Genomic DNA, 21,374 nt, shown 5'->3' on the forward strand with positions numbered 1-21,374 from the left:
CCCCACGGTCCCGCAACAGCCTTAATCCTTGACTTGCCCACGGTTCCGGGCCATGTTTTACGACTCTGGGCATGCTGCTTGGGGTAATTTTTGGAGTCGCTTCAATGGCCAGGGATTTTCCAGACAGATGGGCGGTGTTTCGCGCCAGCGCCCTGGGCGACGTGACCCTGATCACGGGCGTGCTTTCCTGGTGGCACAAAACACGCCAGGCCAGATTCACCGTCATCACCCGCAGCAATCTTGCTCCCATCCTCGTCGGCCATCCTGCCGTGGACGAGATCATCGGCATAACCCAGGACGAGATCGACGGCCACGACTGGTGGCGAAAATCCCGGCGCATCGCCGCGGACTGCACCGGCATGGGCTTCATCGATCTGCACCGCTCGCTCCGCTCCGTGGCGCTGACCATGCGCTGGGAAGGGCTGGTGCGCAGCTACCCAAAATTCGGCCTCACCCGGCGAGTTTACAACCGCATCCCCCTTGGCTTTCTTGAGCGCAAGTTGACGGCCCTCAATGTTCCGCAACGCTACGCGCTGGCCCTGGACGCAACCCCGCCGCCCGCCTCAGAGCTCAAGCCAGTCATCCACCTTTCGCCCGAGGAGACCGCAGCGGCGCGCCAGCACTTGGCGCACATCGGTCTGACCAAGCCCTTCGTCGCCCTGCACCCCTTCGCCACCCACCCGGACAAGGCCTGGCCCATGGGCTACTGGCTGTCGCTCATTCCGCTCATAGAGCGTCAGGGGCTGGACTGGATCATCGTGGGCAAAAACCCGGACCACCTGCAAGCCTTGGACGATCCGCGCAACCTGACAGGCCGCACAGCGCTGCGCGAAACCTGCGCCATCCTGGCCCACGCCCGCGCACTGGTCACAGCCGACTCCGGCCCCATGCATCTTTCCACAGCCGTCGGAACCCCGGTGGTGGCGCTTTTCGGCCCCACGGCAAAGGCCTGGGGATTCTACCCCAGCGGCCCCTTCGACACTGTGCTTGAACGAGAAATGTCTTGCCGCCCTTGCTCGCTGCACGGCTCCACGCGCTGCAAGCATGGCCGCGAATGTCTCACCGCCATAGAACCGGACGAGGTGGCGGCGCGCCTCTTCGCCACCCTGGAGCAGGCTGGCGGCTAGCCCTCGCGAATTCCCCTTCTCCGAGCATCCCGTGCGCCTGAAGGCTGCATCAGTGCGGGCCTTCCTTGGGCTTGAGGGGTGCTGCCTTGAAGGGTTTGACGGCAACCTCGGTCAACGGGCACGACCCATCCAACACGTATCTGCCGGACAAAAAGCATTGGGCCATGGCCTCAACGCTCTTGTCGTTCACCATCAGCATGTCGGTTTGCCTGGTGAATTGCAAAAGCTTGCCCATGAGCCAGAGCTTCTCCAGAATCACTTCCGTGTCGAATTTTTGCAAACGGCCCACAACGCGGTCACCCTGCACATCGACGGTGAAGCCATTGGCCTCCAGAATGAGCCCAATGGCCCGAGCGCGCCGGGCGCGCTTGGCGTCGTCGGCTGCGCCGCCCTTGAACGAGAAGGTAATGTAGTTCTTGCTCACGGTGCGGCCGCAGTAGCAGTCCAGCACACCGTAATGATAGCCTACGCGTGAGCTGAAATTGATGTACTTATCCGAAATGATGGCATAGCTGCGGTCTCCGAATCGTTGACCGCCAGCACTGGGGTTGGAGAGCATCTGCTGGCCCATGACCGAAAGCAGGCCCTTGACCTGCACGGGACGAGGCGTCATCAGTTGGGCGGCATCTAGGGTCAGTCCGTCCAAAAGCGCCTTGAAGGGCTTGGAGCAAACCTCCTCTGGCTCCAAATCCTTGTCCCGGGCAACGCCGTCCTCAACCCCGCCGCCCAGGTCGATGACATAGAGATCAAGCCCCGTCTGGGCGCGCAGCCTTCGAGCCACGCCTGATTCGCCGCTGGCCATGTCGCTCAGCTTGAACATTTCGGTGTAGCAGCGCTCGTGCAGCAGGCGCATGACGTCATGCAAGGTGCGGCATCCGGCAACCCGGAAGTCGGGCCCCTTGGGGTCTGTGAGGTTCAACGGAATGATGTGCCTGGCCACCCGCGTGAGAACCTCGTGCACAGGGGTGCCTTCCATATGCGCGGCCTTGGGCGCCTTAAACGCCATGAGCTCGTCCACCAGCCCTGCGTACACAAAGCCGGAATACGCATCCACGGTGATTACGTCACCAGTCTTGATGTCCTGTGTGGCGGTCTTGAGCCCAAGGATCGTCGGCACGCCGAACTCTCGCGACAGCGAAGCCATGTGCCCAGTGATGCTGCCGAAATCAGTGAGAATGGCCTGAGCCTTCTGCATCAGCACCATGAATTTTGGCGATGACTGCGGGGCCACAAGCACTCCGCCTTCGGGAAAATCATTCAAGTCGTCATCGCGAGACACCACATAGGCGATCCCGGCGCCGATGCCCGGCTGCGCCACATCTCCGCCTTGAATCACAACGGCGCGGCCTTCCACGCGGGGCATTCCTGCGGGAATAAGCGCATCTCCCGCCACCAGGCCCAAAGGTCGAGACTGAAGCACCAGCAGTCTTCCGTCCGGCGTCAACGCCCATTCTATGTCCTGAGCCGTGCCGTAATGGGTCTCAAGCTTGAGGGCATAATCCGCAAGGATGCGCGTCTGGGCCCGGTCCAGGCAAGGCTTGCCCCGCAGATGTTCCGGGACCGGCTCCTCAACGAGCGCGCCTCCTTTGCCGCACACCAGCATGACCGGCTTCTCGGCCACGCGCACATCCTCCGGAATCATCGTGTCCCGCGGGAGGGACTGGGTGTCTGGGGTGATGACTCCGTCCACTGCATAGGGGCCAAGACCCCACACAGCGTTGATAAGAACGCGGTCATCGTGGCGATTGAAGGGGTGGCGCGTGTACATGACGCCGCTGGCCACGGAGCTGATCATCTCCAGGCAAGCCACGCTCATGCTCATGTCCTCGTCCACAATGCCCTTGAGCAACCGATAGGATATGGCCCGTGAATTATACAAGCTTGCCAGCACGAAGCGGTAGGTGGTGAGCAGGCGGCGGCGCGGCACGTTCAAAACTGAGAGATACTGGCCCGCAAAGGAGAACTCGCTGTCTTCGCCTATGGCGCTGGAGCGCAAAGCTACTGAAAGCTCTTCTGGCGGCTTGCCGCATTCTCTCGCCAGACGGGCATGCTCAGCCAAGATCTCCTGCTCCAGGGCCGGGGGCATAACAGCCGTGAGAATGGCGCGCTGAATCTCCTCGCTTGCCTGATCCAAGGAATCCGGGGCGCCAGGGATAATGCCAAGCTTGATGCGCTTGATTTCGGCCCAAAGCCCAGCACGCTCGAAGAAAGTCTGGAAAGCGCTGGTGGTGATGGCGTATCCGCGTGGGATCGGCAGGCCAACTCGGTTCATTATCTCGCCCAGGTTGGCGCTCTTCCCACCAACGGCGTCCACCATGGCCAGGTTCACTGCTTTGTATGGGAGCACATGGTCTGGGCATTGATACGTCTTGCGCGATTCAAGATCAGCCTTAATATTGGATTGAATCTCTTCGACTTTTTCACGCAAGCGAGGGTTCTGTTCTCCAGAAAGGTGCACAAAGCTTCCTGCCATGCGCAAAGCGTGGAAAACAGCCCGGGTCGCTTGGGCGCGGATATAGGACATGCCAAACACCTGCTCGCCGCGCAGCTTGACTTCCATGTCCGAGACGATCTTGAGAAGCTCTGAATTCGATTCAAGCAGCTCCTGAAAATACTTATATTTTTTGCGAAAAGCTCCTTGGATGGCTTCGTCTTCAGGGCACACGGACTTCTTACCGCGCAAGAACAAATACAGCTTCTTGATGTTTGTCAGGATCTCGCTCTGCACAGCCATCCTTATCCGCCCCCCTCGCTCGTCCAAATCAACCCAAGCCGCTGTCGCGCAACAATATCCATTCCCGCAATCACTCTAAAATCACGCAACAGCCGCATTAAAATAACACGCACTACGTTAATAAATACAATGTTGACGGACCCTTGCCAGTCTTGCGCAATACGCCGCGCTTAACCAGGGCCTGCAAATCATACTGCGCAGTTCTTTGCGAAATTCCTGCACCCACAGCATTTTGATAGTCAACCCGGGAGAATGATCCGCGCTCCCTGGCCAGTCGAAGCGCCGTCTGCACCCGCTGGTTGCCCGTCAGCTCGCGCAGAGGCTCGGCCTCAGGCATCGGCGGGCGTTGTGGGGGGGCAGCATCCTCCTGTTCCGAGGCTGCAGGCTCCCGCCTGTAGGATTGCTCAGGCGGCGGCGCAAGTCTTGATGGAGCCTGGCTCAAAGCTCCCACCGTGCCGTCTCCAAACAGCAGGGACGGACTTACCGTGGCGTCGTCGAACATCAGGTCCTCGGCATAAAGAACCGCGCTCTCGGCGAAGGCGCTGGCCCTCGTGATGCAATTCTTCAGTTCACGCACGTTACCGGGCCAGTCATGGTTCATGAGCTTTTCCAGCGCACCGCGGGAAAGGCCAAGCTCAGGCTTTCCTGTTGCCCCCGCCAATTCCCTGAGAAAGTGGTTGGAAAGGATGGGGATATCCTCTTTTCGCTGCCGCAGGGAGGGCGTCTGGATCGAGATCACTTTGAGACGGTAGTACAAATCATCGCGAAACTCGCCGCGTTGCACCAATTCCATAAGGTCCACATTCGTTGCGGCAATGACGCGCACGTTGAACTCCACCTCCTTGTCGCTGCCAAGGGGGCGTATGCGCCGCACAGACAGGGCGCGTAAAAGCGCCTTCTGGACCTTATCCGTTGCTGTACCGATTTCGTCAAGAAACAGCGTTCCGCCATCACTGGCAAGAAATGCGCCCTTCCGGTCCGTGCGGGCCTCGGTAAAAGCTCCTTTCACATGTCCGAAAAGAGTGTCCATGAGAAGGTTTTCATCAAGCCCGCCACAGTTTATTGAAATAAAAGGTTTGTTGGCGCGGCTGCTGAACTTGTGAATGCCCTCTGCAGTCAGTTCTTTGCCGGTGCCTGTCTCGCCGACCACAAGCACGTCGGCCTCGGTACTGGCGGCCTTTCGGATCATGCTTTGCAAGGTGACGATGGGCTGGCTCTGACCGATGAGGTCCGGTATTTCACCCACAAGACGCCAACCCACGGACGCGGGCACCTCACTGTCAAAGGAGATCTTCTCGCGTTGCTGAACCTGATGAATCTGCTCGTCGCGTCGACGGATCTGCTCCTGCTTGTCTTGTATGGACAGAATCATCTTGTTCAGGGCGCGGGTGAGCAAGTCGGACTCCAGATCTCGCTTATCCAGACGGATGGGCCGCAGGGACTTGGTCTCAAACATCGTGCGGATTTCTGCCGTCAACTGATGCAAAGGTCTGGTGATGGCCCGGCTGATGAACACGACGACCAAGGCCACCAGCCCCATGCCAGACAAGGTGATGACCATCATCACGTCCATATGCCGGAACTCCGCCACGTCCGTGAGCCGGCTGCGGTCCACGTAGGCGATGCCGCCAATGACCTCTGGTCCCTTCTCCGGATTGGAAAGGAAGAATACCGGCGCGTACACGAGGAAGTGGCTGGAGCTCAGGAAGCCAGCACCATCCTGCGGCAGCTCGATGTCGTCTACCCCGCTATGCCCCGCCTGGATGTCCACCACCATGCGCCAATATGATTCGTGCTTAGGAAGGGGGCGAAAGGCTTTTTCATAGCCAGGCATGCCATAGTCGCCAGTCATGCCAAGGCGAGCCATTTCGGCGGAGAGTTCGCGTTCCGGCTCCTCCAAATTTTCTGATTGGAACAGAATCCAGCCATGGTCGTCAAAATAGTAGCTAAACCGCATCTCGCTCGTGCGGGCAAAGGCATAGAGCGGTGACTTTTGAGAATTATAGAGCGAGAGTATGTTGCGCAGAACATGAGCGTCCAGACCAAGGACCAGGTAGCCGCGCAAGGTCCCCAGGGCGTCATGCACGGGCGCGGTCAGCCTGTAGAGCACAAAGCCCTGCGCCCCAGCCTGACGCGGGAAGGCGGAGGGAGGATAGACAACCTCTGTGAGTTCTGAAAATGCGACCTGGCCAGGCTTGAGGCCGCGCAGCTTAAGCGCCTGCGTCACCGGGCTGACCTTGATGAAGTTGTAGTGATCATGGCGTATTTCTGATACGCCGGAGGCTGTTTGAACCAAAATAACAGTATCTTCGGCATTGACGCCGACGAACGACAACTCCTTCGCAGCCCCAGGGTGATGGATGCCCCATTGTTCGAAAGCAACCTCAAGCTGCTCCCTGTCCAGCCGTTTTCCTGACAACGAGGTGAGCGACAGACGGAAGTAATCAAGGGTCTGCTCAAGCTCGCGAGCTTGCGCCAAGTTCTGAACCTGCGCCGTGCGTTGCAATGCCTGGGTCAGGTAACGTGTCGAAAACCAGTTGGTCACATACCCCGCCACCACCAGAACAAACAGTATGGCAGGAATGAGAGACGTCAACAGCTTCCTGCGAACGCTCCATGTGGCGAAAAACTGATTGCTCGCCGCCATCTCGACCTTGGCTCGATAAGCCCTCAAGAACACAAGCATCCCCCCCTTGCAACCGCCAGCGACCACACATTTTCGCGCAAAAGCCCACCAAGAAACACGCAAAAAACATTGCGCAATCAGCCCGGCAACACCTGCACGATTACAATAAACACAATGATTCCGTCAAGTTTTTTCACGTGGCACGCTGCTTGCTCTGTTTTTCACAAAATCCGGGGGATTGAACCGGCCTAGCAGGCGGAAAGTCCAATAGCGAAGGCCGGATGTGTGGCTGGGGTTCGAGTTTCTAGAACTAGCTTTAGGAGGATTCAATGAAAGCTCGTATTTACAAGCTGTTCAGCTGTTTCATGCTCCTCTGCCTTACATTGCCTGGGTACGCCCTGGCGGCAGGCGGAGGCAAGATCGAAAACGTGGTCATCGTTGCAGACACACGCAAGTTCACTGGCTGGGAAGCTTGGTGGACCAACCTTTATAATGAGAGCCATTTATACTTCGCACTTCTTACAATGGCCTTGATTCCTGTCATCGGAGTCCTTTTCGGCGTGTTTGCTGACTTTATCATGGGCTTCATCGGCATCGACCTGAAGTCGCGCGGCAACGTCGGTCACTAACGCAGACCAACCAAGAGGAGTGTGCGATATGGAATGGTTGTACGTACTCATGCCCATCGCGGGCGTGAAAATTTTCTGGCCCGGCCTCATCATCCTTGGTGTTGGCGTGGGCATCATCGGCGGGTTCTTCGGCATGGGCGGCGCATGGATGGTCACCCCCGGCCTTAACATCCTTGGCTTCCCCATGGCGTTCGCCATCGGCACGGACATCGCCCACATGGCGGGCAAGTCCCTCATTTCCACCATGCGTCACGGCAAGTTCGGCAACGTCGACTACAAACTCGGCATCATCATGCTTGTAGGAACAGTTGTGGGCTTTGAAATAGGCGCACAAATGATCATGTGGCTAGAGCGCGTCGGCAGCGTTGAGAAGGTCGTGCGCTACATGTACGTTGTCCTGCTCGCGCTCATCGCCTGGATGGTCTTCCACGACATCAACGTGAAGAAGCGCAAGGAAAATGAGATGCGCGCCGCTGGCAAGGACGCCTCCCAGGCCGTTGGCGTCGAGTGGCACAAGAAGTTCCACGCCATCAAGATTCCTCCCATGATGCACTTCAACGAAGCCGGCATCACCTGCACCATGTGGCTCCCCGTTGCGGTTAGCTTCCTCACCGGCTGGCTGGCCGGCATCCTCGGCATCGGCGGCGGTCTTATCCGCATGCCTTCGCTCATTTACATCGTCGGCTGCCCGACCCACGTGGCCGTCGGCACCGACCTGTTCGAAGTCGCCATCTCCGGCCTGTACGGCGCTGGCACCTACACCTACAAGGGCCGCACTGAGCTCGTGGCTGCGGTCATCATGCTCGTCGGCGCCTCCATGGGCGCGCAGGTCGGCTCTGTCGCCACGAAGTACATCCAGGGCTATGGCATCCGCTACGCCTTCGGGTACGCCGTGCTCGGCTGTATGACTTCCGTTATACTCAAGTTGGGCGCCAAGCAGTACAATTTGCCCATCCTTGACCTTGCATCCACGTTCCTGGTGCTTGGCGTTGTGGCAGTTATGTCGCTGTACATCTTTGTCCAATTCGTACATGGCGCTAAGCGCGAACTGGCTGCCAAGGCCGCCAAGGGCTAAGTCATCACCCCCGAAACTCGACAGAGAATCTTCTAAGGAGAATGATATGAGCATGAAAAGCATGTGGCGCACCCTGCTCGTGGCCCTGCCCTTGGCGATGCTTCTGGGCTGCTCCGAACCCGGAAAGGTCGACCAGGGCCGCGTGATCAGCTACGATGATGCGACAAAGACCATGGTGTTTATCCGCGACAAGGCAAACGACACGCAGAATCCGGACTACACCTATCTGCCGCCCATCACCTACACCTTGCCCACTGACCCGGATGAGGTCGGCCCCTTGCCGAAGGCTGGCGGCCGCATGAAGATCGACAACAAGAAGAACCAGATCACGATCTTCGACCCTGCCACGCAGAACTTCAAGACCATTGACTTCGTGATGGTCGACTACAAAGAGAACATTGACAAGAAGCACCCGCTGGTGTTCGATAAGGAAACCGACAAGGCCAAGAAGTTCCCCGTGATCGACAAGGCCAAGAAGACCGTGACCATTTACTCTGGCCGCCAGAAGACGCTTTCCGTCATCCAGCTGCCTGAGGAATACTTCACCATGCCGGACAGCACCTGGGACGCAGGCGACGAAGCCCGCGTTTACTACAAGGAAGACGGCAAGGTCCTGCGTTTCATGAACATCACCAAGACCGACATCTTCAAGAAGTAGACATCAAGCCCAGCGGCGGGCCGGGGCAACCCGGCCCGCCAAATAACAAGGAGCAAGGCATGATCTTCAAAGACCACACTGCCGAACCCAGGTCTCGCATAAATGGACGCCAGAAGCTCTTCATCTGCTTGATCGACCTGGGTATCATCGCCGAGCTCTGCATCGCCATGGCCGCCGCGACCTCTGTGGACTCCGAGGCCTTCACCTCGACCTTCATGAAAACTTTCTTCGCCATGTTCCTGCCCACCCTCGCCATCGGCATCGCCGGTTTCCGAAAGCTGCGTGACCGCACGGAAAGCGCTTAGGGCTGCATGAACTACCGCACGCTTCAAGCCAGGCGCAGATGCGCAGGCCTTTTGGGAACGCTCGCAATCTGCCTGGCCATAGCCTTCGCAGTGGACGGAATGATAGCTGGAGGCCGCAAGGATCCGAAGCTTCACCACCTTCTTCCTGGCGAGTCGCTAAACCTCACCGACCCCATGCCTCGCGGCACAGAGCGGCTGGACCAGCTGTCCCTGCGCTCCTCAAGCCCTGATGTATCCCTGCGCATGGTCGAAACGTTCACAGGCTTCTGGCTTGGAGGCACCCTTTGGCGGGCCGAGGCCACGGTTCCAGCCACCGCCGCCCCGGGCGAGCACAGCGTCATAATGTATTACCAGAGCAACGGCACCGAAACCACGCCCCGCCAGGCCTACCGCATCCGCATTCACCAGACGGCCAAGGATATCCAGGCTGCTTCCCTTTCCCTTTCCTCTCGCACCTTCGGCGTGTCTCCTTATCTCGTAGCCGCCGTGTTGATGCTCTTAGCATTTGTGCCTATATTTTCGATGCTTGCAATGGCACGACCAATCGTGCAAGCCTTGCGCGATGAAGGAATGTCTGAGATATTTCGAGCCATGGCCTCGCCCGAAGGGCAACGAATTTTCTTCAGCCTGCCCTCAACCAAACCATTGGCCGCGAACACCTTGGTTGAAGTTCTGGACGACCGCGCCGAGAAGGTACTGGGCAAGGCCCTGGTTTTCGCTGTGGTCAAGGGCGATGTTGAAGCCATCATGCAGGACGAGGTAAAGATCAGGCCCGGTTCCTTGGCGAGGCCAATCCTGCCCTAGACTTCGAACTGCAACTCATTCGTATTCCTATTTCAAACAACCGGTTGCAAAACAAAAAAGTCGAACAAATAAAAAAAATGTCGGGGTGCCGACATTTTTTTTTATTCCTTTCCGCCCTAGAGCAGTCTTGATCCCCAGCCAATTCATACCGCAGAATTTCCAGTTTCTCGGCAAAGCCCCCTTTCCTTGATCAACATCTTGGGATAATAGCCTGCGTTCAGAAAAGTTCATCAAGGTTTTGAGGGGGTTTCAAACATGCTTGATGCGTATATTGGGGTACTTGTCTTATGGCCACTGGTGGCCGGACTTGCTTGCCTGGTGCTGAAAAGCCCTGGCGTACGGTCCGCACTGGTGTTGTCCACCGGCGCGGCACTGGCGGTTGGAGCCCTGGGGGTTGCCTCCCAGGTGCCGATGACTGCCAATCCTGGCTTCCTGTCCTCTCAAACGGCTCTCTATATTGCAGAGGGCGCAGCTTTTGCGCTGCCCATCTACTTCCTCATCCGCGGCCTTATGGAAAAACATGTGCTGGTGATCGTTTTCGCCATTGCACAGCTTGGCCTGGCCGCCATGAGCGTTTTTGGGCTTGCGGCTCCCGCTGCCGCAAAGTCGGCAGTTTACTGCGATGGGCTTTCCCTGGCACTGGTGCTGGTGGTGTCCCTCGTGGGTTCCCTCATCTGCATTTTCGCACTGCCCTACATGAAGCACCATGAGGAGCACCTGCACCTCAAGGTGACCCGCCAGCCCGGCTTCTTCCTGATTCTGCTGGCGTTCCTCGGCTTCATGAACGGCCTGGCCCTGTCCAACGACCTGCGCGTGTTCGCGGCCTTCTACGAGGCGACCACCCTGTGTTCCTTCCTGCTCATCGGACACGACAAGACCGAAGAGTCCAAGAAGAGCGCCTTCCGCGCCTTGTGGATGAACTGCATGGGCGGCGTGTTCCTGCACGGCGGCATCGTCCTCATCCAGAAGCAGTTCGGCATGGCCGACATCCACGAGCTCATGAACCCGACCCTCTGGGCCGGTGCGAGCATGCTGCCCATTGCGCTTCTGGCCCTTGCCGGCTGCGTGAAGGCCGCACAGATGCCCTTCCAGTCCTGGCTCCTGGGCGCAATGGTCGCGCCCACTCCGGTTTCCGCGCTCCTGCACTCGAGCACCATGGTCAAGGTCGGCGTGTTCGTCTGCCTGCGCCTGGGCCCAGTGCTTGAGAGCACCACCACAGGCCGCGTGCTGGCTCTGGTGGGCGCCTTCACCTTCTTCGCCACCTCGGCCCTCGCCTTGGGCCAGAGCAACGCCAAGAAGATCCTGGCTTACTCCACCATCGCCAACCTGGGCCTGATCATCGCTTGCGCTGGCATCGGCACTCCCATCGCCCTGGCCGCAGGCGTCGTGCTGCTCGCCATCCACGCCGTCACCAAGGGACTGCTGTTCCTCTGCGTGGGCGACATGGAGCAGACGGTGGGCAGCCGCGACCTCGAAGACCTGCGAGGCCTGATCTCCAAGAGCCCGGTGACGGCCTTGGCCGCCTCCGCTGGCGCCATGGCCATGATCCTGCCGCCCCTGGGCATGCTGGTCGGCAAGTGGGCCGCCCTTGAAGCCGCCGCCGCCAGCCCCATCGCCATGGTGCTCATCGCCCTTGGCAGCGCCCTCGGCGTCGTCTGCTGGGTGCGCTTCGCCGGCACCCTCATGAGCGGCCAATCCATCGAGGCCAAGACCACCCACACCTCGGCCCTCACCAGCACGCCCATCCTGGCCATGCTGGCCGGCGCCGTGGGACTGGGCATGGCCGCACCGTGGTTCAACGCCCTGCTCCTGCCCGCGTCCAACATTGCAACGGCCCTTGCAGGCGGCTGGGGACTTCTGCCCGGCCTGTTCATCGTGGCCATGCTGGCCTGGATCATCGGCATGAAGGTGCTTGGCCGCCAAAGCGCAGCCACCCTGGCCACGCCCTACATCGGCGGACTGCCCTCCGTTTTGAAGGGCACCTACGTCGGTCCTTTGGGCCGCAACTGGACCCTGACTGAAGGCAATGAGTACGCCAGTGAGATCTTTGGCGAATCCAAACTGACCAAGTTCGCAGGCGCCCTTGCCGGAGCGCTCTTGCTCGCCCTGGTGGGAGGTGCCATCATATGAATCTGACGACATTCTACCTCGCAGTGGCCGGTCTCATCCTGGCGCCCCTGGTGGGCGGCCTGGTGGCCGGCGTGGACCGCGTCCTCACCGCGCGCATGCAGTCGCGCATGGGGCCGCCGCTTCTGCAGCCCTTCTACGACGTGGGCAAGCTCTGGTCCAAGGTCATCGCTCCTGCCAGCCACTGGCAAGGCCTGTTCGTGCGCTGGGCCCTTGTGGCCTCCCTGGCGTCGGACGTGCTCCTCGCCGCTGGCGCGGACGTGCTGATGTGCTTCTTCGTCCAGGCCGCCAGCGCAAGCTTCGTGGCCCTGGGCGCATTCTGCGGCAGCTCCCCTTACAGCAAGCTCGGCGCCCAGCGCGAGTTGTTCCAGCTTCTGGCCTACGAACCGGTGTTCCTTGTGGCCATCCTGTGCATGGCCAAGGTTTCCGGCGGGTTCGACGCTTACAGCTTCATGGCCTCTGACCAGCCGCTGCTGTACAAGATGCCGCTCATCGTGCCCGGCCTGCTCTTTGTGGTGCTGGTGAAGCTGCGCAAGTCGCCCTTCGACATCTCGGGCTCTCACCACATGCACCAGGAAGTCGTCCGCGGCGTATACACAGACTACGCCGGGCGCGACTTCGCCCTGCTTGAAATCGCCCACTGGGCCGACGTCACAGTTGTCCTGTGGATCTGCTCCTTCCTGTGGGCAACGAGCCCCCTGGCCATGGTGGTCACCGCGTTCCTCTTCCTGTTCGCGGCCCTGGTCATCGACAACATCAGCGCGCGCCTCACCTGGCGTCACATGCTGAAGGTGGTGGCGCCCATCTCCCTGGTCCTGGCGACCGCGAACCTCCTTTGGCTGTACATGGAGTAATGCAATGTCATTCCTCAAAACTTCACAGATCAAATCGCCGTGGCTGATGCACTTCGACTGCGGCTCGTGCAACGGATGCGACATCGAGACTCTGGCCTGCCTGACCCCGGTGTATGACGTGGAGCGCTTCGGCATCATCAACGTGGGCAACCCGCGCCACGCAGATGTCCTCGTGGTCACCGGCACCGTTAATCCCAGGAACGCGGAAATCCTGAAGAACATCTACAGCCAGATGCCCGATCCCAAGCTGGTCATCGCCGTGGGCGCCTGCGGGTGTTCCGGCGGCGTGTTCAGGGACGCCCCCAACGTGCTGGGTGGCATTGACAAGGTCATTCCCGTCGACGTGTACGTTCCCGGCTGCCCTGCCAAACCCGAGGCCATCATGGACGCGGTTGTCACTGGCCTGGGCAAGCTCAAGGGCATTTTGGAGGCAAGCTAATGTGTATTGAAGCAACGCCGGTCACCACCGCCCAGCTCGTGGCCGAGGTGACGAAAATCAAGGCCGACGGCTACCGCCTGGTGACTCTGACCAGCGTCGAAATCGACGCTGAGAACATGGAAATCCTCTACCACTTCGACAAGGATCTGGTTCTCAAGAACCTGCGCCTCACGGTCAAGAAGGGCGCCAGCGTGCCCAGCATCTCCGGCGCCCTGTTCACCGCCTTCCTGGTGGAGAACGAGATCCGCGACCAGTTCGGCATCACCTTCGAAGGCCTGGTGCTCGACTATCAGGGCAAGCTGTACAACGAGGTCGTTCAGACCACGACCACTTCGCCCTTCTGCCGCATGCAGGTGAAGTCCACCAGCACCGCCGCCAAGGAGGTTGTCTAATGGCCCGCACAGTCATTCCCTTCGGCCCCCAGCACCCGGTGCTGCCCGAACCCATCCACCTCTCCCTGGTGGTTGAGGACGAAAGAGTCGTCGAGGCCCTGCCCACCCTGGGCTACGTGCACCGCGGCCTGGAGCTGCTTGCCACCAAGCGCGACTACAACCAGATGATCCAGATCGTTGAGCGCGTTTGCGGCATCTGCTCCATGATCCACTCCCTGTGCTACTGCCAGGGCATCGAAGAAATGATGAAGCTTGAAGTGCCCCGGCGCGCGCGCATGCTGCGCGTTGTCTGGAGCGAGCTGCACCGCCTGCACAGCCACCTGCTGTGGCTGGGCCTCTTCGCCGACAGCTTCGGCTTTGAGAGCCTGTTCATGCAGCTGTGGAAGGTGCGCGAAAAGGTCATGGACCTGAACGAGGCCACCACAGGCAACCGCGTCATCGTTTCGGTGAACGTCGTTGGCGGCGTGCGCGCCGACCTGGACGAGGCCCAGATCCGCTGGATCAAGGACACCCTGGTCGAGGTCGAGGCCAGCATCAGGAGCCTGCAGTCCACCATCATGCACGACAGCACCGTGTGCCGCCGTACCAGAGGCGTTGGCGTGCTGACCAAGCAGGCCGCCTACGACCTGGGCGCCGCAGGCCCCATGCTGCGCGGCAGCGGCGTGGCCCAGGACATGCGCCAGCTCAAGTACGCTGGCTTCGACGAGATCGCCTTCGAGCCCATCGTCGAGACCGACGGCGACTGCTGGGCGCGCTCCACCGTGCGCTTCCGCGAAGCGCTCCAGTCCATCGACCTGGTGCGCCAGGCCCTGGACAAGCTCGACGGCTCCGAACTGGCCGTTAAGGTCAAGGGCAAGCCCGAGGGCGAGGTCATCACCCGCGTGGAGCAGCCGAGAGGCGAGTGCCTTTACTACCTCAAGGGCAATGGCGACAAGTTCCTGGAGCGCGTGCGCATCCGCACCCCGACATTCGCCAACATCCCGCCCCTGGCCGCCATCCTGCCTGGGCTGGACTTCGCGGACGTTCCGGTTGTGGTCCTGTCCATCGACCCCTGCATCAGCTGCACGGAGAGGTAGCCGCCATGAAAATGCTCCCTACCGTTATATCGAACCTGTTCAACAAGGCCGCCACGCGGAACTACCCGTTCTTCGTGCGCGATCCCTTTGTCACGGCGCGCGGCGAGCTCATCAACGACATTGACCGCTGCATCTTCTGCGGCTCGTGCTCGCGCAAGTGCCCTTCCCAGTGCCTCGAAGTCACCAAAGAGGGCACCATGGGCACCTGGAAACTTGAGTTCTTCGCCTGCGTCGGCTGCGGCGTGTGCGTGGACTCCTGCCCGGTGAACTGCCTGTCGCAAAAGCCCACCCACCGCGCGGTGGCCGTGGTGCGCGAGACCATCGTCATGACCGGCAAGCTTCCCGAGAAGCCCGCCAAGAAGACCGCTGCCGCCCCAGCCGAGCAGTAGCCGCCCAACGCATCAAGCACACGTCCCCAGCGCCCGTCCGGTCCAGCACCGGGCGGGCGCTGGCCTTTTGGCGCGATGATGCGGCGCTCTTCCGCGCCCTTGACGCGCCTCTGGCGCGCTCCTACAAGTGGATAAGACCAGCACACCTTACAGATACGCTCAGGAGGCCTTTATGAATCGCCCGCGTTTCGCAACCCTTGCCCTGGCCGCCGCCCTCGTGGCCGCAGTCCTTGCGGCACCGGCCCTGGCCAGCGACTTCTACCGCCCGTCTCCGGTTCCGTCCTCGCGTGACAACATCAAGCCTGCGGCAAAATCCACCACCATGTCGAAACAATCGCAGGAAGCCGCCAACAACGCAGTCCTCAACAGAAAGATCGTCAGAACCACGAAGCCTGCGGACGACGGCTCCACCACCCCAAGGGGCAAGACCCCGGGCGCGCTCTGAAAGCCCGGCACAGCCCACAGGAGGCCCCATGATCTTCGACTCCCTGCCCAACTGGCAGCGTTACAGCGCCCTGCCCGCCTGGAAACAGGCCTTTGACCGCCTGGAAACTCTAGGGCCGGAGGCCGAGCCCGGCGAATACGAGATCGTCGGACGCGACATTTACCTCATCGTGTTCGACACCACCACCAAGGCACTGCTGGACACCACGCTTGAGGCGCATCAGGTCTACGCCGACATCCACCTGCCCCTCACCGGGCCGGAGGTCCACGCGCGCTTCCCCCTGGACGCTCTGACGGAAAAAGCGCCCTACGACCCGGCCAGGGATGCGACCCTTTACCTGCACCCTGACCGCTTCACGGCCCTGTTCACCCTGCATCCGGGGCACTTCGCCCTCTATCTGCCGGGCGAGGCCCACCTGAGCCAGGGCAAGATCGATCCCAGGCCGCAACCCCTGCGCAAGGCCGTGGTCAAGGTCCGCGCCGACCTTCTGCGTCCGTGAGCCCGGAAACGCATGGGAACCTGGCTCCAATAGACTCCCCCGGACCAGGGGCTGCGCCTTTCGCTCGGCTCGTGGACATCTTCGGCTGCTTTCTGCGGGTGGGGGCCACGGCCTACGGCGGCCCAGCCATGATGCCGCTCATGCGCGAACACATTCTGAAGCGCGGCTGGCTCTCGGCGGAGGACTTCAAGCTGGGGCTGGCCCTGTGTCAGACCATTCCCGGCGGCACGCTGATGCAGATCGCAGCCTATACGGGCCTGCGCCTGCGCGGCCTGCCCGGCGCATTGGCCGGATTCCTGGGCTTCGGCCTGCCCGCGCTCGCTCTCATCACGGCGCTTTCAGCCATCTACCACGCGGCCCAGGGCCTCACGGTGACGGCCTCGGCCATGCAGGGGCTTTCCGCAGTGGTGCTGGGCATCATCGGCCTGGCTGTGTACGACTTCTGGCTCAAATACGCGCGCGGCCCCCGGCGCTTGGGCCTGACGCTCGCCGCTTGCGGGCTCTTCTTGTACGGCATCGGCCCAGCTTGGATCATCCTGGGCGCGGCGTGCGCCGGGCCAGTGGTGTTTCGAGACGAAACCGCCCCCCCGGTGGCCCTTTCCGACGCCCCGGCGCCTGTGCGCGGCGTGCTGGCCCTGGCAGCTCTGGCCCTGGCTTGGCTTGCGGCCACGTATTTCCTCGCGCCGCTGCTGTTCACCCTGTCCCTGTCCATGGCCAAGGCCGACCTCATCGCCTTTGGCGGCTACGGCGTGTTCCCGGCGCTGTATCACGAGACCGTGGACCTGCACCGCTGGATGAGCGCGGAGACCTTCATGGACGGCATGGCCCTGGCCCAGGTGACGCCCGGCCCGTTCATGCTTGGCTCGTGCTTCGTGGGCTACCACATCGCGGGCGTGCTGGGCGCGCTCACCGCCGGGGCCTGGATCTTCACCCCGTCTTTCTTCATCCTCATGCTCACCGTGCCCTGCGCAGGCAGGCTGCTGACCTGGCAACCCTTCCGGCGGGCCCTGGCTGGAGTGCTGTCCACGCTGGGCGGGCTCATCCTGGCGGTGGGCGTCCAACTGGCGCGCGGCACGGACTGGAACGCGCTCAAGGCCGCCATGTGCGCTGGCGCGGCTCTGGCCCTGTGGCGCAAGGTGGACCCCATCTGGGTGGTGCTGTGCGGCGTTGCGCTCGGCGTCTGGCTCTTGTAACCCCTCTTGCCCTTTTCTGGGCCTGCCGCATCAAATGCCCCTGAGCAGGCTTGCCAGCCGTCCGCGCTGCTCCTCTGAAACAGGCCTTGCAAATAAACGCCAGGGCCGATGCTCTGCCAATCGAACGTGCTCCGCACCTCACCCACTGCCGCAAGCGCGACGCGCGCAATCCGTGCGCGAAAGCGCAGATCCCCTCTCCCGATTGCGGGTTCAAAGGCGGAAATGGCTGCTGCCATTCGCGCAGCAACTCGATGTTTTTTTTGATATATTAGACTGGAACGAAGCTTCTGGCGTGACATGCGGCGCCTGGGCCCAAGACCGCAAAGGCCACTGCAACCGGTTTCGGCATGCGCCTGAACCAGCCCTTCTCGTGGAAACGGGCCAAAACCGGCGTTCGACCTTGAGCGCCTAGTCCTTGAGCCCCGCCATGAGGGAGCCGATGCGCTCCACCTGGGCCGCATCAGACACCGGAAACTGGTTCATGATGCGCCCGCGGAACATGACGGCCACGCGGTCGGCCAGTTGCAGGGCCTCGGCCAGATCGCCGGTGACCAAGAGCAGGCCAGCGGTCTTGCGGACCTCCAGCAGACGCCGCCACACGGCCTCGGTGGCCGCCACGTCGAGGCCCTGGGTGGGCTGCTCGGCCACGACCAGCCGGGGCTCGCGGTAGAGCTCCCGGGCCAGCACGAACTTCTGCAGGTTGCCGCCGGAAAGCTGCCAGGCCTGAGCCTCGATGTTCCCCGGCTGCACGTTGTGTTCGCGCACAAGGCCTTGCGCCGTCTCGCTTGCGCGAGAGCGCTCCAGCCACTGGCCGTGGGCGAAGCCCTGACGCGTGGTGAGCAGAAGATTGTCCGTGAGGTTGAGCCCCCGGCAGGTTGCCAAGCCAGCGCGATCCTCAGGAATCCAGGCCAGCGCGCCCTTCCATGCGCGACTTTGGAAAAAATTCACCCAGTCCTGGCCCAGGATGTCCACCTGGCCGCCGCGCGGCTTCTCCAGGCCGCAGACAACCTCAACCAATTGCTGCTGGCCGTTGCCGGCAACGCCCACAATAGCCAGGATCTCGCCGCGCCTGAGGTCGAAGCTCACGTCATCGAGCCCGCCGCCAGAGAGGTGCTTGACGTCCAGCACCAGCCGCCCCGGAGCAACGGCCTCGCGCTCGATCTCCAGCACCACATCGCGGCCCACCATGCGCCGCGCCAACTCGGCGGGCGACTCCACCTCCGAGGCCAGAAACTCGCCCTCGATGCGGCCACGGCGCAATATGGCGATCTCGTCGGCCACGGACAGGACTTCCTCAAGCTTGTGGGAGATGAACACGATGGACTTGCCCTGGGCGCTCATGGCCCGCAGCGCCGCAAACAGCGATTCCGCCTCTACCGGGGTCAACACCGCAGTGGGCTCGTCGAAGATCAGAATCTTGCTCTCGCGGTGCAGCAGCTTCAATATCTCCACGCGCTGGCGCTCGCCCATGGAAAGGTCGCCCACGCGCGCGCGCGCGTCTATACCCAGGCCGAAGCGCTCGGCCAGTTCGGCCACCCGCCTGCGCATGGCCGTGGGGTTGAGCATAATGCCGCCCTCCTGGCCCAGCAGCACGTTCTCGGCCACGGTCATGTTCTCCACCAGCATGAAGTGCTGGTAGACCATGCCGATGCCAGCCGCGATGGCCTCACGCGGGGAGGCGAAGTCCACGGGCTGGCCCGCCACCTCCATGTGCCCGGCATCGGGCTTGAAGCGCCCGGCCAGCATAGCCATGAGGGTGCTCTTGCCCGCGCCGTTCTCGCCCAGCAGGGCCTTGATGCGCCCTGGCATGAATGACAGGGAGATGCGGTCGTTGGCCAGCACCTGCACAAAACGCTTGCTGACGCCGCACAGGCGCACCATGGGCAGAACGTCCGCCACGCCGATGTCCGTACGGGGGGTTGCGCTGGTCAGCCGTTCCGATCCTTCGTGCCCGTTCACGCCCTAGTCCTCCGGCTCGATGTTGACGCCAAGGGCGGCTGGGGCGCCGGAACGCCGAGCCCGCGCGGCGGAGAACACCAGCACGATGACCGTGAGCGCGTAGGGCAGCATCAGGAGCAGCGACGAGGGAACGTTGGTGCCCGTGGCCTGCAAACGCAGCTGGAAGGCCATGACGCTGCCGAAGAGAAACGCGCCGATGACCGCGCGCCCGGGCCGCCAGAAGGCGAAGATCACCAGGGCCACGGCCACCCAGCCGCGTCCGCCGGAAAGCCCGGTGGTCCACAGGTGCGTATGCGCCAGCGACAGATACGCGCCGCCCAGTCCGCACAAGAACCCCCCGGCCATGACGCCGAAGGCGCGCAGACGCTGAGGCTTCAGGCCCGCTGCCGCGGCTGCGGCTGGCATCTCGCCCGCTGCGCGCAGGCCCAGGCCCAGGCTGGTGCGGTTCAACAAGAACCACACGGCCACGGGCGAGGCGTAGCACAGGTACACCAGCACATCGTGTCGGAAGAAGATCGGCCCCAGTACAGGCAGGTCCGAGAGCAGCGGCAGGGCGATCTTGGCGAAGCCCTCGGTGGACTGGCCAACGTAGGGCGTGCCCAGAAAGGTCGCCAGCCCCACGCCGAAGAGCGTCAGCGCCAGGCCGGATACTACCTGGTTGCCCAAAAACACTTGGCAGACCAGGGAATGGAGCCCGCACAGCAGGGTTCCGGCCATGCCCCCGGCCAGCAGGCCCAGCCAGGCCGAGCCCGTCAGGTGGCAGGTGATGAAGGCTGCGAAGGCGGACAGGGCCATGACGCCCTCCACGCCCAGGTTCAGCACTCCGGCTTTTTCGGAAATGATCTCGCCCAGGGTGGCGAAGAGAATGGGCGTGCCCGCCTGCACGGCTGCGGCCAGGAGCGCGATGACAAGTTCCGGGCTCATGGGCGGGCCTCCTCAGCGCCGTTCCCGCCAGGGCAGGCCGCCTCCGGTTTCGGGGCGCGCCCCAGGCTCACGGAATAGGTGAGAAAGAACTGCCCGGCCAAAACGCAGAGCAGGATCAAGCCCTCCATGATGGGACCAATGGCCGCAGGCACCTGCATCTCCAGCTGCATGACCTCCGCGCCCACGCGGAAGGCGGCCAGAAGGTACGCGGTGAAGGCGATGCCCCAAGGCCGCAGCCGGGCCAGCCAGGCCACCACAATGGCCGTGTAGCCGTAGCCCACCATGACGGTGGGCTGCAAACGCCCCACCGTGGCCGAAATCTCAATGCTGCCCGCCAGACCCGCCAGCGCGCCGCCCAGGCCCATGACCAGGAACACGAGGAAGGCGTATGGCAACTGCGCATAGCGCGCCACGCGCTCGCCCTCGCCGCAGGCGGCCAGTTCAAAGCCCAGGCGCGTGCGCGAGAGGAACACGCTGTAGGCAACGCCCGCAATGGGGCAGGCCAAAAGCCCCCAGTGCAGCTTGCCCAGCACGCCGGGGGCGATGCGCGCAATCTGCCCGCCGGAGCTGAACTCCGCCGTCATGGGGAAGCCGAAGCTCGCAGGGTCCTTCCAGAAGCCGAACACGAGATATTCCAGCAGCAGGATGCCTATGTAATTGAGCATGAGCGAGGAGATGATCTCGCTGACGCCCAGGCGCAGGCGCAAGGCCGCCGGGAGCAGCCCCCAGGCCCCGCCGCAGGCCATGGCGCAGAGGAACATCAGCGGCATGAGCGCGAAGCCGGGCAGGCCGCTGAAGGTCAGCGCGGCCCAGGTGGCGCCCACCGCGCCCAAGGCGAACTGCCCTTCGGCCCCGATGTTCCAGACCTGCATGCGGAAGGAGAGCGCCACGCCAAGGGCGCACAGAAAAATCGGGATGGCCTTCACCAGGCTGTCCAGAAGCGAATACCCCTGCCCGAAAGCCGCCCGGAACAGAATGGCCAGCCCCCCCATGCCGGACTTGCCGGACAGGGTCAAAAGCAGCGCGCATACGAAAAGCGCAAGGGCCAGGGCGACCAGGTACACAACCAGGACGCCCCAGCCCAGGGACTTTTCGCGCTTGCGGATGACGAGGTTCATG

20 protein-coding genes are annotated in these 21,374 nt (G+C 62.0%); 15 read left to right on the top strand and 5 right to left on the bottom strand.

All coding sequences use genetic code 11. From position 1 onward, the window contains the following. Nucleotides 1-104: 104 nt before the first annotated feature. Nucleotides 105-1,127 (top strand): glycosyltransferase family 9 protein, encoded by a 1,023-nt coding sequence (locus Q8O35_RS11035; protein WP_305573232.1) that lies wholly within the window; start codon nucleotides 105-107, stop codon nucleotides 1,125-1,127. Nucleotides 1,128-1,176: 49 nt separating this feature from the next. Here Q8O35_RS11035 and Q8O35_RS11040 read toward each other — a convergent pair whose 3' ends face one another. Beyond that, complete coding sequence (locus Q8O35_RS11040) at nucleotides 1,177-3,861, bottom strand: PEP/pyruvate-binding domain-containing protein (protein ID WP_305573234.1); 2,685 nt, start codon at nucleotides 3,859-3,861, stop codon at nucleotides 1,177-1,179. A gap of 112 nt (nucleotides 3,862-3,973) precedes the next feature. Next, the gene (locus Q8O35_RS11045) at nucleotides 3,974-6,547 is read right to left on the bottom strand and encodes a sigma 54-interacting transcriptional regulator (RefSeq protein ID WP_305573236.1); all 2,574 of its coding nucleotides are present in this window, start codon (nucleotides 6,545-6,547) and stop codon (nucleotides 3,974-3,976) included. A gap of 269 nt (nucleotides 6,548-6,816) precedes the next feature. On the opposite strand from Q8O35_RS11045, the gene Q8O35_RS11050 reads away from it, so the two are divergent. From Q8O35_RS11050 to chrA, 14 genes are all read left to right on the top strand, one after another. After that, complete coding sequence (locus tag Q8O35_RS11050; RefSeq protein ID WP_305573238.1) at nucleotides 6,817-7,116, top strand: DVU0150 family protein; 300 nt, start codon at nucleotides 6,817-6,819, stop codon at nucleotides 7,114-7,116. Nucleotides 7,117-7,144: 28 nt separating this feature from the next. Continuing rightward, the gene (locus Q8O35_RS11055) at nucleotides 7,145-8,191 is read left to right on the top strand and encodes a sulfite exporter TauE/SafE family protein (RefSeq protein ID WP_305573240.1); all 1,047 of its coding nucleotides are present in this window, start codon (nucleotides 7,145-7,147) and stop codon (nucleotides 8,189-8,191) included. Nucleotides 8,192-8,237: 46 nt separating this feature from the next. Beyond that, nucleotides 8,238-8,849, top strand: a complete 612-nt coding sequence (locus Q8O35_RS11060; protein WP_305573242.1) for a DUF4881 domain-containing protein — start codon at nucleotides 8,238-8,240, stop codon at nucleotides 8,847-8,849. Between the two features lie 59 nt (nucleotides 8,850-8,908). Continuing rightward, nucleotides 8,909-9,154: a hypothetical protein gene (locus Q8O35_RS11065; RefSeq protein WP_305573244.1), complete on the top strand. Its 246-nt coding sequence runs from the start codon at nucleotides 8,909-8,911 to the stop codon at nucleotides 9,152-9,154. 51 nt (nucleotides 9,155-9,205) lie between these two features. Further along, nucleotides 9,206-9,958, top strand: coding sequence for a hypothetical protein (locus Q8O35_RS11070; protein WP_305573246.1), 753 nt, complete (start codon nucleotides 9,206-9,208; stop codon nucleotides 9,956-9,958). 297 nt (nucleotides 9,959-10,255) lie between these two features. Next, entirely contained in the window at nucleotides 10,256-12,088 is a 1,833-nt protein-coding gene (locus tag Q8O35_RS11075) for an NADH-quinone oxidoreductase subunit L (protein WP_305573248.1), read from the top strand. After that, complete coding sequence (locus Q8O35_RS11080; RefSeq protein WP_305573250.1) at nucleotides 12,085-12,939, top strand: NADH-quinone oxidoreductase subunit H; 855 nt, start codon at nucleotides 12,085-12,087, stop codon at nucleotides 12,937-12,939. Before Q8O35_RS11075 ends, Q8O35_RS11080 begins: the two co-directional genes overlap by 4 nt. A 4-nt stretch (nucleotides 12,940-12,943) precedes the next feature. Further along, entirely contained in the window at nucleotides 12,944-13,378 is a 435-nt protein-coding gene (locus tag Q8O35_RS11085; RefSeq protein WP_305573252.1) for an NADH-quinone oxidoreductase subunit B family protein, read from the top strand. After that, nucleotides 13,378-13,770 carry an NADH-quinone oxidoreductase subunit C gene (locus tag Q8O35_RS11090; protein ID WP_305573254.1) on the top strand — a complete coding sequence of 131 codons (393 nt, stop codon included), beginning with the start codon at nucleotides 13,378-13,380 and terminating at the stop codon, nucleotides 13,768-13,770. The genes Q8O35_RS11085 and Q8O35_RS11090 overlap by 1 nt, the downstream gene beginning before the upstream one ends. Next, nucleotides 13,770-14,846, top strand: a complete 1,077-nt coding sequence (locus tag Q8O35_RS11095) for a nickel-dependent hydrogenase large subunit (protein ID WP_305573256.1) — start codon at nucleotides 13,770-13,772, stop codon at nucleotides 14,844-14,846. Before Q8O35_RS11090 ends, Q8O35_RS11095 begins: the two co-directional genes overlap by 1 nt. Nucleotides 14,847-14,851: 5 nt before the next feature. Next, complete coding sequence (locus Q8O35_RS11100; RefSeq protein ID WP_305573258.1) at nucleotides 14,852-15,235, top strand: 4Fe-4S binding protein; 384 nt, start codon at nucleotides 14,852-14,854, stop codon at nucleotides 15,233-15,235. A gap of 172 nt (nucleotides 15,236-15,407) precedes the next feature. Beyond that, on the top strand, nucleotides 15,408-15,680 hold the full coding sequence (locus Q8O35_RS11105; protein WP_305573260.1) for a hypothetical protein: 273 nt from the start codon (nucleotides 15,408-15,410) through the stop codon (nucleotides 15,678-15,680). Between the two features lie 28 nt (nucleotides 15,681-15,708). Then, a complete protein-coding gene (locus tag Q8O35_RS11110) occupies nucleotides 15,709-16,179 on the top strand; it encodes a YhcH/YjgK/YiaL family protein (RefSeq protein WP_305573262.1) in 471 nt (156 codons plus the stop codon). 71 nt (nucleotides 16,180-16,250) lie between these two features. Further along, entirely contained in the window at nucleotides 16,251-17,372 is a 1,122-nt protein-coding gene (gene chrA / locus Q8O35_RS11115) for a chromate efflux transporter (protein WP_305573264.1), read from the top strand. 408 nt (nucleotides 17,373-17,780) lie between these two features. Here chrA and Q8O35_RS11120 read toward each other — a convergent pair whose 3' ends face one another. From Q8O35_RS11120 to Q8O35_RS11130, 3 genes are all read right to left on the bottom strand, one after another. Beyond that, nucleotides 17,781-19,253 (bottom strand): ABC transporter ATP-binding protein, encoded by a 1,473-nt coding sequence (locus Q8O35_RS11120; RefSeq protein WP_305573287.1) that lies wholly within the window; start codon nucleotides 19,251-19,253, stop codon nucleotides 17,781-17,783. Between the two features lie 81 nt (nucleotides 19,254-19,334). After that, the gene (locus Q8O35_RS11125) at nucleotides 19,335-20,255 is read right to left on the bottom strand and encodes an ABC transporter permease (protein ID WP_305573266.1); all 921 of its coding nucleotides are present in this window, start codon (nucleotides 20,253-20,255) and stop codon (nucleotides 19,335-19,337) included. Next, entirely contained in the window at nucleotides 20,252-21,373 is a 1,122-nt protein-coding gene (locus Q8O35_RS11130; protein ID WP_305573269.1) for an ABC transporter permease, read from the bottom strand. Before Q8O35_RS11130 ends, Q8O35_RS11125 begins: the two co-directional genes overlap by 4 nt. Nucleotide 21,374: the final 1 nt, after the last annotated feature.

The sequence above is a fragment of the Humidesulfovibrio sp. genome (assembly GCF_030689645.1).
Classification (GTDB): Bacteria; Desulfobacterota; Desulfovibrionia; order Desulfovibrionales; family Desulfovibrionaceae; genus Humidesulfovibrio.